Origin of the sequence: Streptomyces sp. NPDC058373, from assembly GCF_042723275.1 — a bacterium.
In the GTDB taxonomy this organism is placed as follows: domain Bacteria; phylum Actinomycetota; class Actinomycetes; order Streptomycetales; family Streptomycetaceae; genus Streptomyces.
The window spans coordinates 1-17,549 of record NZ_JBHXJE010000073.1; the positions used below are offsets into that span (position 1 = coordinate 1).

Below are 17,549 nucleotides of genomic sequence, written 5' to 3' on the forward strand. Positions count from 1 at the left end.
ACCCCTCGGGTTCCGGCCCGCCGTGCTGTCCGGTCCGTGCCGGGGTCAGTAGCGCTGGTTCAGGAACCCCAGCAGCTCGTCGTGGAGCAGGCCGTTGGAGGCCGCGGCGTTCTCACCGGAGGGGCCCGGGGCGCCGTCCAGCGAGGTGAAGGAGCCGCCCGCCTCCTCCACGATGACCGCGTTGGCCGCCATGTCCCACAGCGACAACTCGGGTTCCGCGCAGATGTCGACGCTGCCCTCGGCGACCATCATGTACGGCCAGAAGTCACCGTACCCCCGGGTGCGCCAGCAGGTGCGGGTCAGGTCGAGGAAGCCGTCGAGCCGCCCCTGCTCCTCCCAGCCGGAGAGCGAGGAGTACGCGAACGAGGCGTTCTCCACCCGGTCCACCGCCGACACCTTCAGGCGGCTCGCCGAGGTGAGGCTCCGCCCGGTGTACGCGCCCGCGCCCTTCGCCGCCCACCAGCGCCGGCCCAGCGCCGGAGCCGACACCAGCCCGACCACCGGCCGGAAACCGCCGCCCTGGGGGTCGGCCTCCATGAGCGAGATCAGCGTCGCCCAGACCGGCACCCCTCGTACGTAGTTCTTCGTTCCGTCGATCGGGTCGATCACCCAGCGGCGCGAGCCGGTGCCCTCCACCCCGTACTCCTCGCCCAGAACCGCGTCCCGGGGCCTGGCCCGGGCGAGGTGACCGCGGATCAGCTCCTCGGCCGCCTTGTCGGCCTCCGTGACCGGGGTGAGGTCCGGCTTCGTCTCGACCTTCAGGTCGAGGGCCTTGAACCGCTCCATCGTGGTCGCGTCGGCGGCGTCCGCCAGCACATGGGCGAGACGCAGATCATCGTGATAGTCGGCCATGGCCGAACAGTATCGATCTCCGGCCGCGCCGGGCCATCCGGTCACCTGCGGGCGCGGCGTCCCCACACCCGCGCACACCCCCTTGACACTCCCCGCCGCCGCGCCAGACTTCCCGCAGGACCCCCGCCGGGGAGGCAACCGTGCCGGAAGCCCGCGCAGCCCTGCTGACCGCCGCCGAGACCGCCCTGGCCCGCCGCCCGTGGAGCGCGGTGCGGATGGGCGAGGTCGCCGCCGCGGCCGGGGTCTCCCGGCAGACCCTCTACAACGAGTTCGGCAGCAAGGAAGGGCTGGCCCGCGCCCTCGTGCGGCGCGCCGCCGACAGCTACCTCGCCGGGATCGAACGGGCCCTCGCCCGCCCCGGCGCCGGCCCCCGCGACCGGCTGCGCGCCGCCGCAGACTGGACCGTGGCCGCCGCCCGCCCCGGCACCCTGCTGCGCTCCCTGCTCACGGGCTGCTGGGGCGACCCGCTGCCCGCGCCGCGCCCGGCCGGGGCCCGCTCCCCGTCCGCCGCGCCCGCCCAGCGCCGGGCCGATCTGCCCCTGCCGGGGCCGGGGGAGCTGCTGACCGCCGCCCGGGACCGGGCCGTGGCCGTCCTCGGGGAGCCGGCGGTGCCCCGGCCCGGCCCGCGCGAGCTGGCCCGCGAGTGCGAGTGCGAGTGCGCGCTGCGGCTGGCCCTCTCGCGGGTCGTCGCGCCGCCGCCTGTCGGGAGCGCGTCGTGGCCGGCGGGCCGTCGCCGGGGGAGTGTCACTGGGCCGAACCCGAGAGCTGGAGGCCGATGACCCCGCAGATGACCAGGGTGATCGAGACGATCTTCAGCACCGAGACCACGTCGCCGAGGAAGACCATGCCGTAGACAGCCGTGCCGGCCGCGCCGATGCCGGTCCACACGGCGTACGCCGGACCCACGTCCAGGCGCTTCAGCGCCAGCGTCAGCAGACCGAAGCTGCCCAGCGCGAACGCGGCGAAGGCGATCGTCGGCCACAGCCGGGTGAACCCGTGCGACAGCTTGAGGCAGACGGCGAATCCCGTCTCCAGCAGCCCCGCGACGACGACCAGCAGCCATGCCATGAATGTGCCTTTCCCCTCGGGCCCGGTGCGGCGCGGGCACGTCCGGCGCACCGGGGCCCGCACCGGCCGCCCGGTCCGCCGAAACGATCCCGCGCGCACCGGTCGGCGCGTTCGCGACGAACGGCACGGCACGGCGCACCCGTGGCCGGCCACGGAACGGCCGGCCACGGAACTCCGTACATGTTCTGTGCCACTTCGGGCGATTATGCCCGCGCTGTACGGCGCCGCCCGCGACCCGGCCCGGCCCGTCGCGCCGCCGTCGCGGGGCGCGGCCGGTGCCGGTCAGTCGCCCTCGCGCCGCTCCCGTGTCGCCAGCAGCCGCCGCAGCGAGGTGAGCCGCGCCGGGTCGGCGTGTCCGTCGGCCACCCACTGGTCGAGCGCGCACTCCGGCTCGTCGTGGCTGCACCCGCGCGGGCACTCCTCCGTCCCCGGCTCCAGGTCGGGGAAGGCGTGGATGACCCGCGACGGGTCGACGTGGTGCAGGCCGAACGACCGCACGCCCGGCGTGTCGATCACCCAGCTCCCCGGGGCGGCGTCGGCCAGCGGCAGCGCCAGCGCCGACACCGTGGTGTGCCGGCCGCGGCCCGTCACCGCGTTGACGTGGCCGGTGATCCGCCGCAGCTCCTCGGGGACCAACGCGTTCACCAGCGTCGTCTTGCCGACGCCCGAGTGGCCCACGAACGCCGTCACCTGGCCGTCCAGCAGCTCCCGGACCCGGCCCACGGCCGAGCCGTCCTCCAGCTCCTCGCGGCTGGTCACCACGTACGGCACGCCCAGCGCCCGGTAGGTGTCCAGCAGGGTGTCCGGTGCGGCCAGGTCCGACTTGGTCAGCACCAGCACCGGTTCCAGGCCGCCGTCGTACGCCGCGACCAGGCAGCGGTCGATCATCCGCGGCCGGGGCTCGGGGTCGGCCAGCGCCGTGACGATGGCGAGCCGGTCGGCGTTGGCGACGACCACGCGCTCGTACGGGTCGTCGTCGTCGGCCGTGCGGCGCAGCACCGAGGCGCGCTCCTCGATCCGCACGATCCGCGCCAGGGTGTCCTTCTCCCCGGAGAGATCCCCGACCAGCGCCACCCGGTCGCCCACCACCGCCGCCTTCCGGCCCAGCTCGCGGGCCTTCATCGCGGTCACCGTGCGGTCCTCGACCAGGCAGGTGAGCCGGCCCCGGTCCACGGTCAGCACCATGCCCTCGGCGGCGTCCTCGTGCTTGGGGCGGGTGTGGGTACGGGGGCGGCTGCCCCGGCGGCTGGGGCGGACGCGGATGTCGTCCTCGTCGGGGTTCTTTCCGTAGCGGCGCATCGTCAGCTCCCGGCCGTCACTGCCCGGTCCCGTCGAGCATGCCGGTCCACAGGTCGGGGAAGTCGGGCAGGGTCTTCGCGGTGGTGGCGACGTTCTCGATCTCGACGCCCTTCACCACCAGTCCCAGGATCGCACCGGCGGTCGCCATCCGGTGGTCGTCGTAGGTGTGGAAGACCCCGCCGTGCAGCGGGCGCGGCCGGACGCGCAGGCCGTCGGCGGTCTCGGTGACGTCGCCGCCCAGCTCGTTGATCTCCTTGGTGAGCGCCGCCAGCCGGTCCGTCTCGTGCAGCCGCAGATGCGCGACGCCCCGCAGCACGGACTCGCCGTCGGCCAGCGCGGCGACCGCCGCGATGCCCGGCGTCAGCTCGCCGACCTCGCCGAGGTCCACGTCGATGCCGTGGACGCGGCCCGACCCGGTGAAGACCAGACCGGCCTCGGTCAGCTCGCAGGAACCGCCCATCGTGGTGAAGATCTCCCGCAGCCGGTCACCCGGCTGGGTGGTGTGGGCGGGCCAGTCCGGGACCACCACGCGGCCGCCGGTGACCAGCGCCGCCGCCAGGAACGGCTGGGCGTTCGACAGGTCCGGCTCGACGGTGAGGTCGCGGCCGAGCAGCGCGCCCGGCGTGACCCGCCAGACGTTCGGCTCGCCGCCCGACTCCGGCTCGTCCACCTGGGCGCCGACCCGGCGCAGCATGTCGACGGTCATCCGGATGTGCGGCATGGAGGGCAGCCGGGGGCCGATGTGCCGGACCTCGACACCCTGGTTGAAGCGGGGAGCCGAGAGCAGCAGGGCGCTCACGAACTGCGAGGACGAGGAGGCGTCGATCTCCACCGTGCCGCCGTCCAGCGAGCCCGTGCCGTGCACCGTCAGCGGCAGGCTGCCCCGGTCGTCGTCGTCGACGCGGGCACCGAGCGCGCGCAGCGCGTCGATCACGCCGTGCAGCGGACGCTCGTAGGAGCGCGGGTCGCCGTCGAAGCGGATGTCGCCGTCGGCGAGGGTGGCGAGCGGCGGGAGGAAGCGCATCACCGTGCCCGCGTTGCCGACGTCCACGGTGGCCGGGCCGCGCAGCCCCGACGGGATGATCCGCCACGCCTCGCCGCCACCGCCCCGGGGCACGGCGCTGCCCGGCGCGGCCGAGTCCGACGAGACGGTCTCCTCGATGCCGACGCCGAGGGTGCGCAGCGCGTCCGCCATCAGCACGGTGTCGCGCGAGCGCAGCGGGCGGCGCAGCCAGCCCGGCTCGGCGGCGAGCGAGGCCAGGACCAGAGCGCGGTTGGTGACCGACTTGGACCCCGGTACCTGGACCGTCGCCTCGACGGCTCCGGTCGCGTACGGGGCAGGCCAGAGAGGGGTGGATACAGGGTTCAGGGTCATGCCGTCACTTTAGTGCGCCGAGCCGGTCACACCGGTGCACGGGAGGCGCCTCACGGGGTACGGACGCGGGCACAGGTGTGCGGGAACGGTCACCGCCCGAGCAGCCAGCCGCCCCCGCCGATCAGGGAGCAGAGCGCGACGGCGTGGAAGAGGAAGAGCCAGAGCGGGGCCGGGGCGTGGGTCAGCCGGGCGAGCTGGTCGGCGTCGGAGTCCGGGGCGCCGCCGTGGCGCCGTTTCGACTGGAGCTCGAAGACCGGCCGCACGCCGCCCAGCAGCAGGAACCACACCACCGCGTAGGCGAAGACCGCCTGCACGGCCGAGTCGGCGAGCCAGGAGACCGCCACGAAGAGGCCGCCGGTGACCACCACGGTCAGCATCCCGTAGGCGTTGCGGATCATCACCAGCATGGCGAGCAGCAGCGCGGTCGCCACCCACAGCAGCGCCGTGATGTGGCCGGCGGCCAGCAGCCACGCGCCGCCCAGCCCCAGCACCGAGGGCGCGGTGTATCCGGCGAGGGCGGTGAGGATCATGCCCAGGCCGGTCGGCTTCCCCCGGCTCACGGTCAGCCCCGAGGTGTCCGAGTGCAGCCGTATCCCGTCCAGCCTGCGGCCGGTGACCAGGGCGATCAGGCCGTGGCCGCCCTCGTGGGCGATGGTGACCGCGTTCCGCGTGAGCCGCCAGGCCGGGCGCCACAGGACCACGGCGAGCGCGGCCAGGGCGGTCGCCACGACCAGCCAGAAATCGGGGGCGGCCTGTGTCCCGACGACGCGGTCCCACAGATCGGCGGCGGGGGTGGTGGTGCTCTGCATGCTCTGGCGGCTCCTCGCGGGGTGGGACGCGCGCCCGCCGGGCCCCCACGTGGTGGCGGTCGGACGGTCGGGCCTGGCAGTGTGGCACGTATGTGCGGACGGTACGCGGCCACCCGGAGCCCCGAGGACCTCAGTGAGATCTTCGGCGTCGAGAAGGCCGAGCTGAGCGAGGCGGCGGGCGGCGAGGAGACGGGGGCGGTCCCCGAGCCCACCGAGACCCTCGTCCCCGACTGGAACGTGGCGCCCACCAAGGAGGTTCCCGCCGTCCTCGACCGGCCGGTCAAGGGGAGCGACGATCCGCGGCCGGTACGGCAGTTGCGGACCCTCACCTGGGGGCTCGTCCCCTCCTGGGCCAAGTCGCCCGAGGGGGGCGCGCGGATGATCAACGCGCGGGCCGAGACCGTGCACGAGAAGCCCGCCTTCCGCCGGGCGTTCGCCTCGCGGCGCTGCATCCTTCCCGCGGACGGCTACTACGAGTGGGTCACCGCTCCGGAGGAACGGAAGCTGGAGGAGGAGGGGCGGCGCAAGCGGGCGCGCAAGCAGCCCTACTTCGTCACTCCGGCCGACGGGTCGGTGTTCGCGATGGCCGGGATCTACGAGTTCTGGCGCGATCCCGGGCTGCCGCCCGATCATCCCCGGTCGTGGCGGGTGACCTGTTCGGTCATCACCACCGAGGCGGAGACGGCGCCGCTCGCCGTGGGGCCCGAGGAGGGGCCTCGGGCGCTCGCCGACATTCATCCCCGGATGCCGTTGATGCTGCCTGAGGATCGGTGGGATGCCTGGCTTGATCCTTCGCGGACAGATCTTGACGATCTGCGGTCTCTGCTCGCGCCCCCGCCCGCGGGGTTGATGCGGGCCTATCCGGTGGCCACCGCGGTGAGCAGTGTGCGGAACAACGGGCCCGGGTTGGTCGCGGAGCTGGAGGGACCGGAGGAGGGGACCCTCTTCTGAGGACCCGGTTCTCGCTGCCGGTCTCAGGCGCCGGCCGGACCGAGGAATGGTCCGGCTCGAAAGTGGCCAGGCGAGGGGAGAGAGACGGGCAGCGCCGTTGTCCGGAACGCGTGGAAGAGGTTCGGCTTCGCTGAGGGGTCAGCCGGCGAACGAGTCAGCCTTGGAGGTCAGCTCCTCAGGTGCTGGACCGACCTGGTCGTGATGGTGTCGCGGAGGAGGAAACGGCGGCCCGGCACGGCCACGAGGCCCCGATCCACGTCGGCGAACGCCCAGCCCGGATCCCTTCGTACTTCTCAAGGAGGCCACATGCCGAAGAGCCCTCCGAACCACTCCTCCCGCTTCGGTTCCGCGCACGCCGAGCGGCGGCCGCGAGGCGGAGAACCGGCCCGGTACGACCGACAGAGGCTGCGGCAAGAGCTCGCGAGTCGCATGGAGGACCTGCGGCTGCGGGCAGCCGCCGCCGACGAGGCGGCCAGGAGCCTTGCGGACGGTTGCGATCTCGACGCGGCGGACGCGGGCTCCAGGCGCGCCGCCGTCGCCGATGAGCGGCGTCGTGCCGATGAGGCACGCGAGCAGCTGGGCCGTGTCCAGGCAGCCCGGTGCCGTCTGGACGACGGCACCTTCGGCCGCTGTGTCTCCTGCGGGACATTCATCGACCCGGAGCGGATGTCGGCCGTCCCGTACACCGAGCTGTGCGTCTCATGCAGCCGTGGCGCCGAGGGCGGTGGCCGGTAGGCCGATTCTCACCACCCCGCACGCTTCCGGGCGCCTGCAAGGCCTGCACGGTTTCTCCCGCGCGGTGGGGCTGCGGGCCTGGCGGTCCGAGACGGTCGTCCGTGAGGAGCGGCAGGGACGGGTGACGGTCCTCCCGGCCGACTTCCTGGCCGCGGCCGACCGCTGCGGCTTCGGCGACCGGGTCGTGCGGTGTCGACGAGGAGAGCAGGTGACGGTGGACCCGACCGGCGCCACGTCGTCCCCCGGGCTGCCCGGGGACGGGAGGTGACAGGCCGTACATCCGAGAGGTCCGGGCGAGCGGCGGGCCGGGTGTGGCCAGGAGGCGTTGAGTGCACCGGCTGCCGACGCGATCGAGGAGCATGGGCACGTAGCGCTGCCCGTGCCTCTGGGGCAAGAGCTGCCGCCTCCTGTGCTGCCCGACTGCCTTCTCGTCTCGCGGGGCGGGGCCGTCGAGCCGCCAAACGGCACAGTCCGCGTCTTGCGGCTCGACGGCTTCAGGGCGGGCTCTTCAGGAGCTGCCTCCGTCCTTGCCCATGGCCTTGCGGACGGCGTCCCTGGTGCGGTCGACGACCGCCGCCATCGGGCCGAGCGCCATGTTCTTGGCGCCGGATTCGACGCCCGGGCGCGGATGGGTCGGCGCGGTGGCCTCGGCCGCCCGGACGGCCTTGGCCATGGTGACCAGCCGTTCGGGATCGGCCGTCCGCCGCAGCTGCGCGAACTCGTAGCGCTCCTCGTACCGCGCGTGTGCCATCACATCGAGGCGCAGGTCGAGGAGGGCGGGCAGGAACGCCGGGTCCTCGGTGTCCATCTGCTCCAGGGCGCCGAGCTTCTCCTTGGCCAGACGCTCCTCCTCCAGCCGGTCCGCCACGACCTGCCCCGCGTCCCCGAACGCCTTGCGGGCGAAGGGATGCACCACTTCCTCCTCGGCCGTCTCGTGCACGGCGAGCATGCGCACCAGTCTGCGGAAGGCGTCCTTGCGGTCGTCACCGGTGGTCTGCTCCACCTCGTCGAAGAGGTTGCGGATCTCGCCGTGCTGACGCATCAGCATCGCCACCACGTCGTCGTCCCGCACCGGGGATCTCTCCTGCTCAGTCTGCGCGGACATGGCAGCCTCTCTTGTCGTCGGTCTCGCGGCTGGGCGGTGCCGTACTCACGTGCGTGACCGCAGGTCGGGGACCGGGTGCTCGCCCTCGGTCTCCAGCCGGTAGTCCCCGCCGATCAGGGCCTCGTGCTGCGCCAGTACCTGGTCGCTGGGGGTCGGCCCGTCGCCGTTGAGGGCCGCCTGCATCGCCTCGAACCGCTCGTGGGCCTCCCGCACGTACCCGGTACCCAGAGTGGTGAGGTCGAGCTGCGTGGCGATCAGCTCCCGCAGGTACGCCTTGTTCGGCTCGAAGGTGAGCACGTTGGGCAGCGAAGGCGCGCAGACCTCCGCCGCCTCGCGGCCGTCGTGCCGGCGCATCAGGTCCGCCGCCACGTGCAGGTGCTCCAGCTCCATGTTCAGGTGCAGCTCCCAGATCGCCTTGACCCTGGGGTCGCTCTCCTGCTCCATGAACGAGTGGTAGAGGTAGCACTCGTTGTACTCGTGGTGCACCAGCTGTTCCCACCAGGACTCGCCCGGGTCCACGAGTGACTCGTAGTGGGTGACGTGCTCCTCCTCGATGAGCCCGATCTCCTGGTAGAGCTGCCGGGCGATCGGCTCCACGTAGGTGGGCCCGGTGTTCATGTAGAAGTTCATGGTCTGCTGCTCCGTCGACATGATCGTCAACGCGTGCAGCCGGGAGAGCGGGTCCACCGTGTTCCTGTCGTACGGCTCGCGCACGTTGTCGACCGGGCTGCGGTGGTGCAGCGGGGTGGGGCGGCCGGGCATGACCTCCGTGAGGCCGTCCACGATCGTCTCGGCCTTGCGGTGCTCGATGATCTCGTACAGGTTCGCGTACCGGTACAGGTGGTCGAAGTCCTCCAGCACCCCGAACTGGTACGCCTGCTTCAGATACGGGTCGGGCTCCATCCGGGCCACCCATGCCGTCAGGTCCACCGCCACCTGCTCGTAGGCGATCGTCGTCTCCAGCACCGAGGAGACGCCGGGCAGCAGCCAGTTGACCGCCTTCTGCTGCTGAGCCTCGATGTAGCGCGTCTGCGCCAGTTGCCGCTTGACCTCCAGGTCCGGACAGTGGCGGGCCATGTTGTGACTGAAGAGGATCGCCTCGACCTCGATACCGTTCATCGTGATGATGCGGCACCGGGTGTACGGGTCACAGTGGTCGGGATCGATCGGCGTCACGTTCAGCTCGCGCCAGTTGCGCAACTGGCGGTCCAGCGGGATGCCGCGTTGTTCGAGCGGATTGAACGACATGCGAGTCTCCAAACTCTGGGGATCGGATCTGTTCCAGCGCGGACCGGAGGGGGAAACGCATATGCCTGTGCTTCATGCCTGTGGCCGCAGAACAGGAACGGATGGCAGCAGTCGGGCGCCCCTGAGCGGCGGGCCTGGGCAGAGGGAACAGGAGCCGGGTCGCCACGGCGCCGTAGTGCATGAGCTGGGCGCCGGTGGGCGGGGCGGGGCAAGGGCTCGGCGGCGGGTGGGCGCGGGCCTCGGCACGCCGACTCCGGTGTCCGGGTGAGTCAGCCGGCGATCGGGTGGCGCCCGCTCCCGTAGACGGGTACAAGGCTCCGGCAGCGGGTATCCGCAACAGCATGATCAAGCGCGCACTGTGGCAGGGACTGATCGCCGGCACCGCCGGAGGCGTCGTGATGACCCTCGGCGAGAAGGTGGAGCAGGCCATCACCAAGCGGCCCGACTCCCATGTGCCCGCCCGGGTACTCCAGCGTCTGACCGGCATGCCCGAACAGCCCGGCGAACAGCCCTTGCCGGTGAACTGGGCGATGCACTTCGGCCAGGCCGCGTTGCTAGGGGTGCTGCGCTCGGTCATGGCCCAGGCCGGGCTGCGCGGCCCCGCCGCTTCCGCGAAGTTCGCCGTGGTGCGCCTCACCAACGACCAGATCCTCGAGAACGCCACCGGCGTCGGGGCCCCGCCCTCCACCTGGCCGCGCCAGGAGCTGGCCGTCGACCTCCTGCACAAGGCCGTCTACGCCTTCGTCACCGGCGTCGTCGCCGACGCCTTGGCCGCGCGGAGCGGTCCGGGCCCCGGGCAACGACACGCCGCTCTTCGCCCCGGGCGGCGCGCCGACGCCGGGCCTCTTCCCCGGGGCGAGGCCTACGGCCGCTGAGGCGGCCGGGCCGTTCCGGCCCTTCGGGCTCAGAGTGACGGGCTGATCTGCCGGGCACCGGCTGACGGCGGCTGGGGCCGCCGTCTTCCTTCCTGTCCGACGTCTACGGCTCACGACGGTGCAAGGCGGCCTCAAGCGTCGGCCGGGCTGGGGCGGCGGTCCCGGAACCCCGCCTCACCGGGAGCGCGGCGCCTCGGGTTCGCACGTTCGGTGCAGGATGGGTGGGTGAGTACACCGACCCCTGAGACGGACATCACCCACCCCGTCCCGGCCACGGCAGAGACCGTCACCGTCCCCACCCCCGCAGGCGACGCCCGCATCACCTGGGCCCGCGCCGGCAGTCCGCGCACCGTGGTCGCCCTCGGCCACGGGGCGGGCGGCGGGATCGAGGCGCGGGATCTGGTGGCGCTGGCCGCCGCTCTGCCTTCGCGCGGGGTGAGCGTCGCGCTGGTCGAGCAGCCGTGGCGGGTCGCCGGGCGGAAGGTGGCGCCCGCGCCGAAGACGTTGGATGTCGCGTGGCGGGCGGTGTGGCCGGTGCTGGCCGAGTCCTCGCTGCCCGTGGTCGCCGGTGGGCGCAGTGCGGGGGCGCGGGTGGTGTGCCGTACCGGGGCGGAGCTCGGGGCCCGGGCCGTGCTCGCGTTGAGCTTCCCGCTGCACCCGCCGGGGCGGCCGGAGCGGAGCCGGGCCGAGGAGCTGCTCGGTGCGGGGCTGCCGACGCTGGTGGTGCAGGGCGGCCGGGACCCGTTCGGGCGGCCGGAGGAGTTCCCGGCCGGGGAGCACGACCTGGTCGAGGTGGCGTACGGCGATCACGGTTTCGCCGTACCGAAGAAGGCGCCCGTCACGCAGGACGAGGCGCTCGCCGTGCTCACCGACGCGGTGGGGGAGTGGCTGGAGCGGCTGCCCGCGGCCTGACGCGGATCACCCGGGCGGCCGGGAATGCCGAGCCACCAGCGTCTGTTGTGCCGGTCGAAGGTCCTTCGACAGCGTTGACGACGAGAGGAAGTCCGCCGCATGGGTTCGACCATCTGCCCGAGCCGCGAGCGCGCCACCGGCCTGGAGTGGTCGGTGCTGCACGCGCCCGTGCGCACTCCCTCCGGCCGGGATCGCCGGGAAGTCCAGGAGCGTGGACTATCCTCCGATTCGGGCGGTCCGGACGGCGGACCCGCCACAACGCTGAAGGAGGTGGGTCCGGTCACGGGGACCGACGCGGGAAGCAAGGACGACGTGCCTGAGAAGCCCGAGGAGACCTCGGCGGAGCGGACCGCGCGGTTCGAGCGGGACGCGCTCGCCTTCCTCGACCAGATGTACTCGGCGGCCCTGCGGATGACCCGCAACCCGGCCGACGCCGAGGACCTGGTCCAGGAGACCTACGCCAAGGCGTACGCGTCCTTCCACCAGTTCCGTGAGGGCACCAACCTCAAGGCCTGGCTCTACCGGATTCTCACCAACACCTTCATCAACTCGTACCGCAAGAAGCAGCGCGAGCCCCAGCGCAGTGCCGCCGAGGAGATCGAGGACTGGCAGCTGGCGCGAGCCGAGTCGCACATGTCGACCGGTCTGCGCTCCGCCGAGTCCCAGGCGCTGGACCACCTTCCCGACTCCGACGTGAAGTCCGCCCTCCAGGCGATCCCCGAGGAGTTCCGCATCGCCGTCTATCTGGCCGATGTCGAGGGCTTTGCCTACAAGGAGATCGCCGACATCATGGGTACACCCATCGGGACGGTCATGTCCCGTCTGCACCGCGGCCGCCGCCAGCTGCGCGGCATGCTGGAGGACTACGCCCGTGAGCGCGGGCTGGTCCCCGCCGGTTCGGGGGCGAGCGCGGCGGAACCGAACGAGCGGAAAGGCGCGGGCTCATGAGCTGCGGAGAGCCGCACGAGACGGATTGCAGTGAAGTCCTCGACCATCTCTACGAGTTCCTCGACCACGAGATGCCGGACAGCGACTCCAACAAGATTCGCACGCACTTCGACGAGTGCTCCCCCTGCCTGGAGAAGTACGGTCTGGAACAGGCCGTCAAGAAGCTGGTCAAGCGTTGCTGCGGCCACGACGACGTCCCCTCGGACCTCCGCGACAAGGTCATCAGCCGCCTGGACATGATCCGCGCGGGCCAAGCGGTCCCGCAGCACGACATAGTCCCCACAGAACCGGCGGACACTCCCTGATCAGGGGTACCCACCCCTGCTGCCGGGACAGCCGCCGACGAGGCGCGAGCGTGGGGCCGTACTCCGGTACGGCCCCACGCGCATGCAAGGACGCCCGCCGGGAGCCGGCCACCGACAGCCTGGTCGGCGCCGAGGCCGTCGGTGACCGCCGCCCCGGCGAATACCGGTCAGCCGGCCCCCGGGCAAGTCACTCGATGGAGCGACCCCGCGCCAAGGGGTCTGCAGCCCACGCCAGTGGGTAACCCATGGGTAATGAGCGACGCCCCAACCGTCCGTGGTTGGATGCGAAAGAGGACCCCGCCCCTCCCGGCCCAGCGGCCGGGGACAGGGTGAGGGGCCCGAAGGGACCGAACACCGGCAGGCGGGAATCGTGAGGATCTTCGGCAAGGGACGGCACCGCCCCTCCGCCTCCTGGCGGCAGGCGACCGACCGAGCGTTCACCTTGATCGGCGACGGCCGCTACGAGGACGCGGGCGCCCTGCTCACGCGCGCCGCCGACCTGGAGCCTTGGCTCTCCGAGTCCTGGTTCAACCTCGCCCTGCTCCACAAGTTCCGCCACGACTGGGAACAGGCCCGTACCGCGGGCCTGCGCGCCGTCGCCCTGCTGGACCGCGACACCGGCGCCCCCGACTGGTGGAACGTCGGCATCGCCGCCACCGCCCTCCAGGACTGGCCGCTGGCCCGCCGCGCCTGGCAGGCGTACGGCCTGAAGGTCCCCGGGGACGCCGCCGCCTCCGGCGAGCCCGCCGGGATGGGCCTGGGCAGCGCCGCCGTGCGGATCTCCCCCGAGGGGGAGGCCGAGGTGGTCTGGGGCAGGCGGCTGGACCCGGCCCGTATCGAGGTGCAGTCGATCCCGCTGCCGTCCTCGGGCCGCCGCTGGGGCGAGGTGATCCTGCACGACGGCGTCCCGCACGGTGAGCGGACCACCACTTCGGGTGACACCTACCCGGTCTTCGACGAGATCGAGTTGTGGGCGCCCTCCCCGGTCCCGACCTGGGTGGTGCTGCTGGAGGCCCAGGCCCCGGCCGACCGGGACGCCCTGGAGCTGCTGGCCGCCGACGCCGGTTTCGCCGCGGAGGACTGGTCCTCCTCGGTGCGGTTGCTCTGCCGGACCTGCTCGGAGAGCCGGATGCCGAGTGACGAGGGCGGCGCCGAGCGCCACGTCGACCCGCACGACCACAGCGAGCCGGGCCAGCCGGGCCCGCTGGGCCACCGGACCACCGGCGGCGAGGGCGACCTGTGGGTCCCCGAGCGCGAGTGCGGCATCGCCGCCCCGCCCGCCCTGGTGCGCGGCCTGCTCGACGGCTGGGTCGCCGACAGTCCGGACACCCGGGCCTGGCGCGACCTCGAAGAGGTCTGCTGACCCGGCTCCGGCCCTTTCCGCCGCCTACCGGTCCACTCCTCGCGGCCGGCCGCGCCCGTGCCCCCGCGTAGGCTGTACGAGCACGGACAACGGTTTCCAGGAAGGCGCGGAAGCGGACATGGCGCAGCAGGACACGGAGCAGCAGGCGGTGGCGGGCGGTGTGCTGCCGGTCGACGACGAGGGGTTCGTCATCGACACGCAGGACACCGAGGAGCGCGAGGCGGCCTACCGCGCCCGCGGCACCGCGCGTCCGATCACGGTGGTCGGCAATCCCGTGCTGCACCGGGAGACCGAGGATGTGACGGTCTTCGACGCGGAGCTGGCCCAGCTGGTGGACGACATGTTCGCCAGCCAGCGGGCGGCGGAGGGCGTGGGCCTGGCCGCCAACCAGATCGGTGTGGACAAGAAGGTCTTCGTCTACGACTGCCCGGACGACGAGGGCGTCCGCCACGTCGGCGTGGTCGTCAACCCGGTCCTGGACGAGCTCCCCTCCGAACGCCGTGTGCTGGACGACTCCAACGAGGGGTGCCTCTCGGTCCCCACCGCCTACGCGGAGCTGGCCCGCCCCGACTTCGCGGTGGTGCGCGGCCAGGACGAGAAGGGCAACCCGATCGTGGTGCGCGGCACCGGCTACTTCGCCCGCTGCCTCCAACACGAGACGGACCACCTCTACGGCTACCTCTACATCGACCGGCTCTCCAAGCGGGAGCGCAAGGACGCCCTGCGGCAGATGGCCGAGGGCACCCCGCGCTACGAGACGGTCCCCAACGACTGAGGCAGCGTCCTGTCAGGGCTGAGGCCGTCCCGCGACCGAGGCGCGGCCGCGTCCGCCTCCGGCACCCCGCCGCATCCACCACCGCCCCGCTCTTCCCGTACGGGAGGCGGGGCGGTGGTGCGTGGCGGGGTGCCGTCCGTGTTCCGGACCGTTTCCCTCCCGGACCCGTCCCGTCCGCGTCTCCCCGGTCCGGCACCTCGCATGATCCGTTTTCAGACAGTCTTGGCGATCTTCACGTCGGCGAGGGGTAGCGAATGAAGCAAATCTGTTCCCTGATTGGTCAGTTGTAGTGCTCAATGGAAAGGGCGGGGGGATACACCACCGCACGGCGCCCCGCTCGGGGTGGGGCGTCGGCAGAAAGCGGATGAAAGGGGTTTGTTCGTGCCTGCTTTCCCACACAGCACCGCACGGGCGCAGACGACTTCGGTGCCCGAGGCGCTGGCGTTGCCTGTGGTCGAACAAGCGTTTCCGCGACATCGCCATGAGTATTGGCCAAAGCTTCAGGTGGAGTCCCGCGCCTGGCTGCTCGAAAAGCGCCTGATGCCCGCCGACAAGGTCACCCGCTATGCGGACGAGCTGCGCTACACCGATCTGATCGCCGGCTACTACGTCGGAGCCCCGCGCGACGTCATCTCGGCGATTTCCGACTTCAGCACCTGGTTCTTCGTCTGGGACGACCAGCACGACCGCGACGCCGTCCACGGGCGGAGCGCCGCCTGGTACCGGCTGAGCGCGGAGCTGCACACCGCGCTGGAGGCGCCGGGGGAGCACCTGGCCCACCCGGAGCCGCTGGTGGCGGCCTTCGCCGAGACCATCCACCGGCTGAACGGCTTCCTCAGCCCGGCCTGGAACGCCCGGTTCGCCCGCCACTTCCACGCCATCGTCGGCGCCTACGACCAGGAATTCGAGAACCGGGTCACCAAGGTCACCCCGAACGTGGCCGATTACATCGAATTGCGGCGCCACACCTTCGGTCACGACGTCTGGATCGACCTGCTCGAACCCACCGCGGGCCGCGAAGTTCCCGAAACCCTCCGCACCAGCGGACCGTTCACCGCCGCAGCCCGGTACTGCCAGGATTTCTCCGCCTGGTACAACGACCTCTGCTCGCTTCCCAAAGAACTCGCGGGCGACGATCAGCACAACTTGGGAATCAGCCTGATACGCCACGAGGGGCTCTCCCTCGAAGAGGCCGTGGCGGAGGTGAGGAAACGCGTGGAGAACTGCGTCACCGCATTCGTGTCGGCGGAGAAGGAACTCCGGGAACTCCTCGCCGGACATCTCGCCGCCCTGCCCGGCGGAGCCGAATCCGAAGAGGCGAGATCCGTCGCCGCGGCCGTGGAATCGACCCTCTTCAACATGCGGAACTGGTTCTCCTCCGTCTACTGGTTCCACCATGAATCCGGCCGCTACCGCGTCGAGAGCTGGGACGACCGGAGCAATCCGCCCTACGTCAGCGATCTGGCAGGTGACGCGTGAGCGCCGAGTCCACCACCGCCCGCCCGGCCGCACCGGGACCGCGCACCGCGCCCCTGGTGGCCGGCAGCGTGCCCGTGCTCGGCCACGCCCCGAGCCTCGTCCGCGACCCGCTGGCCTTCCTCACCGGGCTGCGCGACCACGGCGACCTGGTCCGCGTGAAACTCGGCCCCAAGACGGCGTACGCGGTCTGCGCGCCCGAACTGGTCGGCGCGCTGCTGCGCAACTCCCAGGAGTTCGCGGTCGGCGGGCCGCTCTGGGAGAACCTGGAGGTCCTGCTCGGCAAGGGCGTGGCCACCAGCAACGGGGCCGACCACCGCAGGCAGCGCCGCATGATGCAGCCCGCCTTCCGGCCCGAGCGGATCGCCTCCTACGCCACCGTGATGGAGGAGGAGGCGCGGGCCATGACCGACCGCTGGCGGGACGGGCAGGTGGTCGACATCGGCGCCGAGACGTTCAGCTGCGCGGTCCGGGTGGTCGCCCGCTCGCTGCTGGAGGTCGACTCGATCGGCGCCAAGGCCGACCGGATCAGCTCCTCGCTGCACACCGTCTTCAGCGGCCTGTACCGGCGGATGATCCTCTCCTTCGGGCCGCTGCACCGGCTGCCGACCCCCGCCAACCGGCGGTTCGAGCGGGCCCTGGCCGATCTGCACCAGCTCGTCGACGAGGTGATCGCCGAACGCCATGCCGAAGGCAAGGGTCCCGACGATCTGCTCGACATTCTGCTGACTTCCGAGGACGGAGAAGGCAGGCCACTCAGCGATCAGGAGATTCACGACCATCTCGTCTCGCTGATCGTCGCCGGGGCTGAGAATGTCGCCTCGACACTCGCCTGGTGCTTCCAGCTCCTCACCGAACACCCGGCAGAGGAACAGCGGGTGGCCGAGGAAGCACTATCCGTGGCGCCGGACCGGCCGGTGGATTTCGGCGATCTGGCCGCCCTCGGCCACACCCGGAATGTCATCGTCGAATCGATGCGGATACGCCCCGCGGCGTGGATATTCACCCGCCGTGCCGTCACCGACACAGAACTCGGTGGCTATCGCATTCCAGCCGGAGCCGACATCATCTACAGCGCGTACGCGATGCAACACGATCCGCGCTCATTCGACCGGCCCGGCGTCTTCGACCCGGACCGGTGGATTCCTGAACGGGCCGAAACGGTACCGCAGTACGCGATGATGCCGTTCAGCACGGGCAACCGGAAATGCCCCGGCGACCACTTCAGCATGGTCGAGGCCACGCTGGTGCTCGCCACCGTGCTGCCCCGCTGGCGGCTCGTCCCCGTCCCCGAGACCGACCCGGCGCCCCGGATCGGGATCACCCTCCAGCCCAAGCGGGCCGTCTTCCGCGTCGAGCCCCGCTGAGACGTACGTACCAGGCACCACGCACCCCACGCACGGGCGCCCGCCGCCCGGCCCTCAGGACGAGGGGCCGGACTGGGTGGCGGGCG

General features: G+C 72.1%; 19 protein-coding genes. 12 read left to right on the top strand and 7 right to left on the bottom strand.

Translation table 11 applies throughout. From position 1 onward, the window contains the following. Window positions 1-45: 45 nt before the first annotated feature. Window positions 46-852: a histidinol-phosphatase gene (gene hisN / locus ACFWMZ_RS27095; protein ID WP_383174739.1), complete on the bottom strand. Its 807-nt coding sequence runs from the start codon at window positions 850-852 to the stop codon at window positions 46-48. 140 nt (window positions 853-992) lie between these two features. Here hisN and ACFWMZ_RS27100 point away from each other — a divergent pair, with 140 nt between their 5' ends. Beyond that, window positions 993-1,631 carry a TetR/AcrR family transcriptional regulator gene (locus ACFWMZ_RS27100; protein ID WP_383174742.1) on the top strand — a complete coding sequence of 213 codons (639 nt, stop codon included), beginning with the start codon at window positions 993-995 and terminating at the stop codon, window positions 1,629-1,631. On the opposite strand, the gene ACFWMZ_RS27105 is transcribed toward ACFWMZ_RS27100, so the two are convergent. The 4 genes from ACFWMZ_RS27105 to ACFWMZ_RS27120 all read right to left on the bottom strand — a co-directional run bounded on the left by ACFWMZ_RS27105 (window position 1,597) and on the right by ACFWMZ_RS27120 (window position 5,403). After that, window positions 1,597-1,920, bottom strand: a complete 324-nt coding sequence (locus ACFWMZ_RS27105) for a DMT family transporter (protein WP_383174745.1) — start codon at window positions 1,918-1,920, stop codon at window positions 1,597-1,599. The two genes, ACFWMZ_RS27100 and ACFWMZ_RS27105, sit on opposite strands and share 35 nt — an antisense overlap. 282 nt (window positions 1,921-2,202) lie before the next feature. Further along, window positions 2,203-3,219 (bottom strand): ribosome small subunit-dependent GTPase A, encoded by a 1,017-nt coding sequence (rsgA, locus tag ACFWMZ_RS27110; protein ID WP_383174748.1) that lies wholly within the window; start codon window positions 3,217-3,219, stop codon window positions 2,203-2,205. 16 nt (window positions 3,220-3,235) lie between these two features. Beyond that, a complete protein-coding gene (gene aroA / locus ACFWMZ_RS27115) occupies window positions 3,236-4,594 on the bottom strand; it encodes a 3-phosphoshikimate 1-carboxyvinyltransferase (protein WP_383174751.1) in 1,359 nt (452 codons plus the stop codon). 89 nt (window positions 4,595-4,683) lie between these two features. Continuing rightward, the gene (locus tag ACFWMZ_RS27120; protein ID WP_383174754.1) at window positions 4,684-5,403 is read right to left on the bottom strand and encodes a M50 family metallopeptidase; all 720 of its coding nucleotides are present in this window, start codon (window positions 5,401-5,403) and stop codon (window positions 4,684-4,686) included. 90 nt (window positions 5,404-5,493) lie between these two features. Here ACFWMZ_RS27120 and ACFWMZ_RS27125 point away from each other — a divergent pair, with 90 nt between their 5' ends. From ACFWMZ_RS27125 to ACFWMZ_RS27135, 3 genes are all read left to right on the top strand, one after another. Beyond that, entirely contained in the window at window positions 5,494-6,354 is an 861-nt protein-coding gene (locus ACFWMZ_RS27125; protein ID WP_383174757.1) for an SOS response-associated peptidase, read from the top strand. A gap of 429 nt (window positions 6,355-6,783) precedes the next feature. Next, a complete protein-coding gene (locus ACFWMZ_RS27130) occupies window positions 6,784-7,089 on the top strand; it encodes a TraR/DksA family transcriptional regulator (RefSeq protein WP_383174760.1) in 306 nt (101 codons plus the stop codon). Between the two features lie 121 nt (window positions 7,090-7,210). Next, complete coding sequence (locus tag ACFWMZ_RS27135; RefSeq protein WP_383204753.1) at window positions 7,211-7,357, top strand: hypothetical protein; 147 nt, start codon at window positions 7,211-7,213, stop codon at window positions 7,355-7,357. Between the two features lie 240 nt (window positions 7,358-7,597). On the opposite strand, the gene ACFWMZ_RS27140 is transcribed toward ACFWMZ_RS27135, so the two are convergent. After that, on the bottom strand, window positions 7,598-8,194 hold the full coding sequence (locus ACFWMZ_RS27140; protein WP_383174765.1) for a hemerythrin domain-containing protein: 597 nt from the start codon (window positions 8,192-8,194) through the stop codon (window positions 7,598-7,600). Window positions 8,195-8,239: 45 nt separating this feature from the next. Continuing rightward, on the bottom strand, window positions 8,240-9,442 hold the full coding sequence (locus ACFWMZ_RS27145) for a hypothetical protein (protein ID WP_383174768.1): 1,203 nt from the start codon (window positions 9,440-9,442) through the stop codon (window positions 8,240-8,242). 341 nt (window positions 9,443-9,783) lie between these two features. Between ACFWMZ_RS27145 and ACFWMZ_RS27150 the strand changes: the two genes are divergently transcribed. The 8 genes from ACFWMZ_RS27150 (at window position 9,784) to ACFWMZ_RS27185 (ending at window position 17,463) form a co-directional block, all read left to right on the top strand. After that, window positions 9,784-10,317, top strand: coding sequence for a hypothetical protein (locus ACFWMZ_RS27150; protein WP_383174770.1), 534 nt, complete (start codon window positions 9,784-9,786; stop codon window positions 10,315-10,317). Between the two features lie 225 nt (window positions 10,318-10,542). Beyond that, entirely contained in the window at window positions 10,543-11,229 is a 687-nt protein-coding gene (locus ACFWMZ_RS27155; protein WP_383204755.1) for an alpha/beta family hydrolase, read from the top strand. Window positions 11,230-11,499: 270 nt separating this feature from the next. Beyond that, a complete protein-coding gene (locus ACFWMZ_RS27160; protein ID WP_383174983.1) occupies window positions 11,500-12,177 on the top strand; it encodes a sigma-70 family RNA polymerase sigma factor in 678 nt (225 codons plus the stop codon). Then, entirely contained in the window at window positions 12,174-12,482 is a 309-nt protein-coding gene (gene rsrA, locus ACFWMZ_RS27165; protein WP_383174775.1) for a mycothiol system anti-sigma-R factor, read from the top strand. The genes ACFWMZ_RS27160 and rsrA overlap by 4 nt, the downstream gene beginning before the upstream one ends. Before the next feature lie 370 nt (window positions 12,483-12,852). Further along, entirely contained in the window at window positions 12,853-13,845 is a 993-nt protein-coding gene (locus ACFWMZ_RS27170; RefSeq protein ID WP_383204757.1) for a tetratricopeptide repeat protein, read from the top strand. A 118-nt stretch (window positions 13,846-13,963) separates the two neighbouring features. Then, window positions 13,964-14,620 (top strand): peptide deformylase, encoded by a 657-nt coding sequence (gene def / locus ACFWMZ_RS27175; protein WP_383174780.1) that lies wholly within the window; start codon window positions 13,964-13,966, stop codon window positions 14,618-14,620. A 504-nt stretch (window positions 14,621-15,124) separates the two neighbouring features. Beyond that, window positions 15,125-16,099 carry a multidrug MFS transporter gene (locus tag ACFWMZ_RS27180; RefSeq protein WP_383204760.1) on the top strand — a complete coding sequence of 325 codons (975 nt, stop codon included), beginning with the start codon at window positions 15,125-15,127 and terminating at the stop codon, window positions 16,097-16,099. Then, window positions 16,096-17,463 carry a cytochrome P450 gene (locus ACFWMZ_RS27185; protein WP_383174786.1) on the top strand — a complete coding sequence of 456 codons (1,368 nt, stop codon included), beginning with the start codon at window positions 16,096-16,098 and terminating at the stop codon, window positions 17,461-17,463. The genes ACFWMZ_RS27180 and ACFWMZ_RS27185 overlap by 4 nt, the downstream gene beginning before the upstream one ends. Window positions 17,464-17,549: the final 86 nt, after the last annotated feature.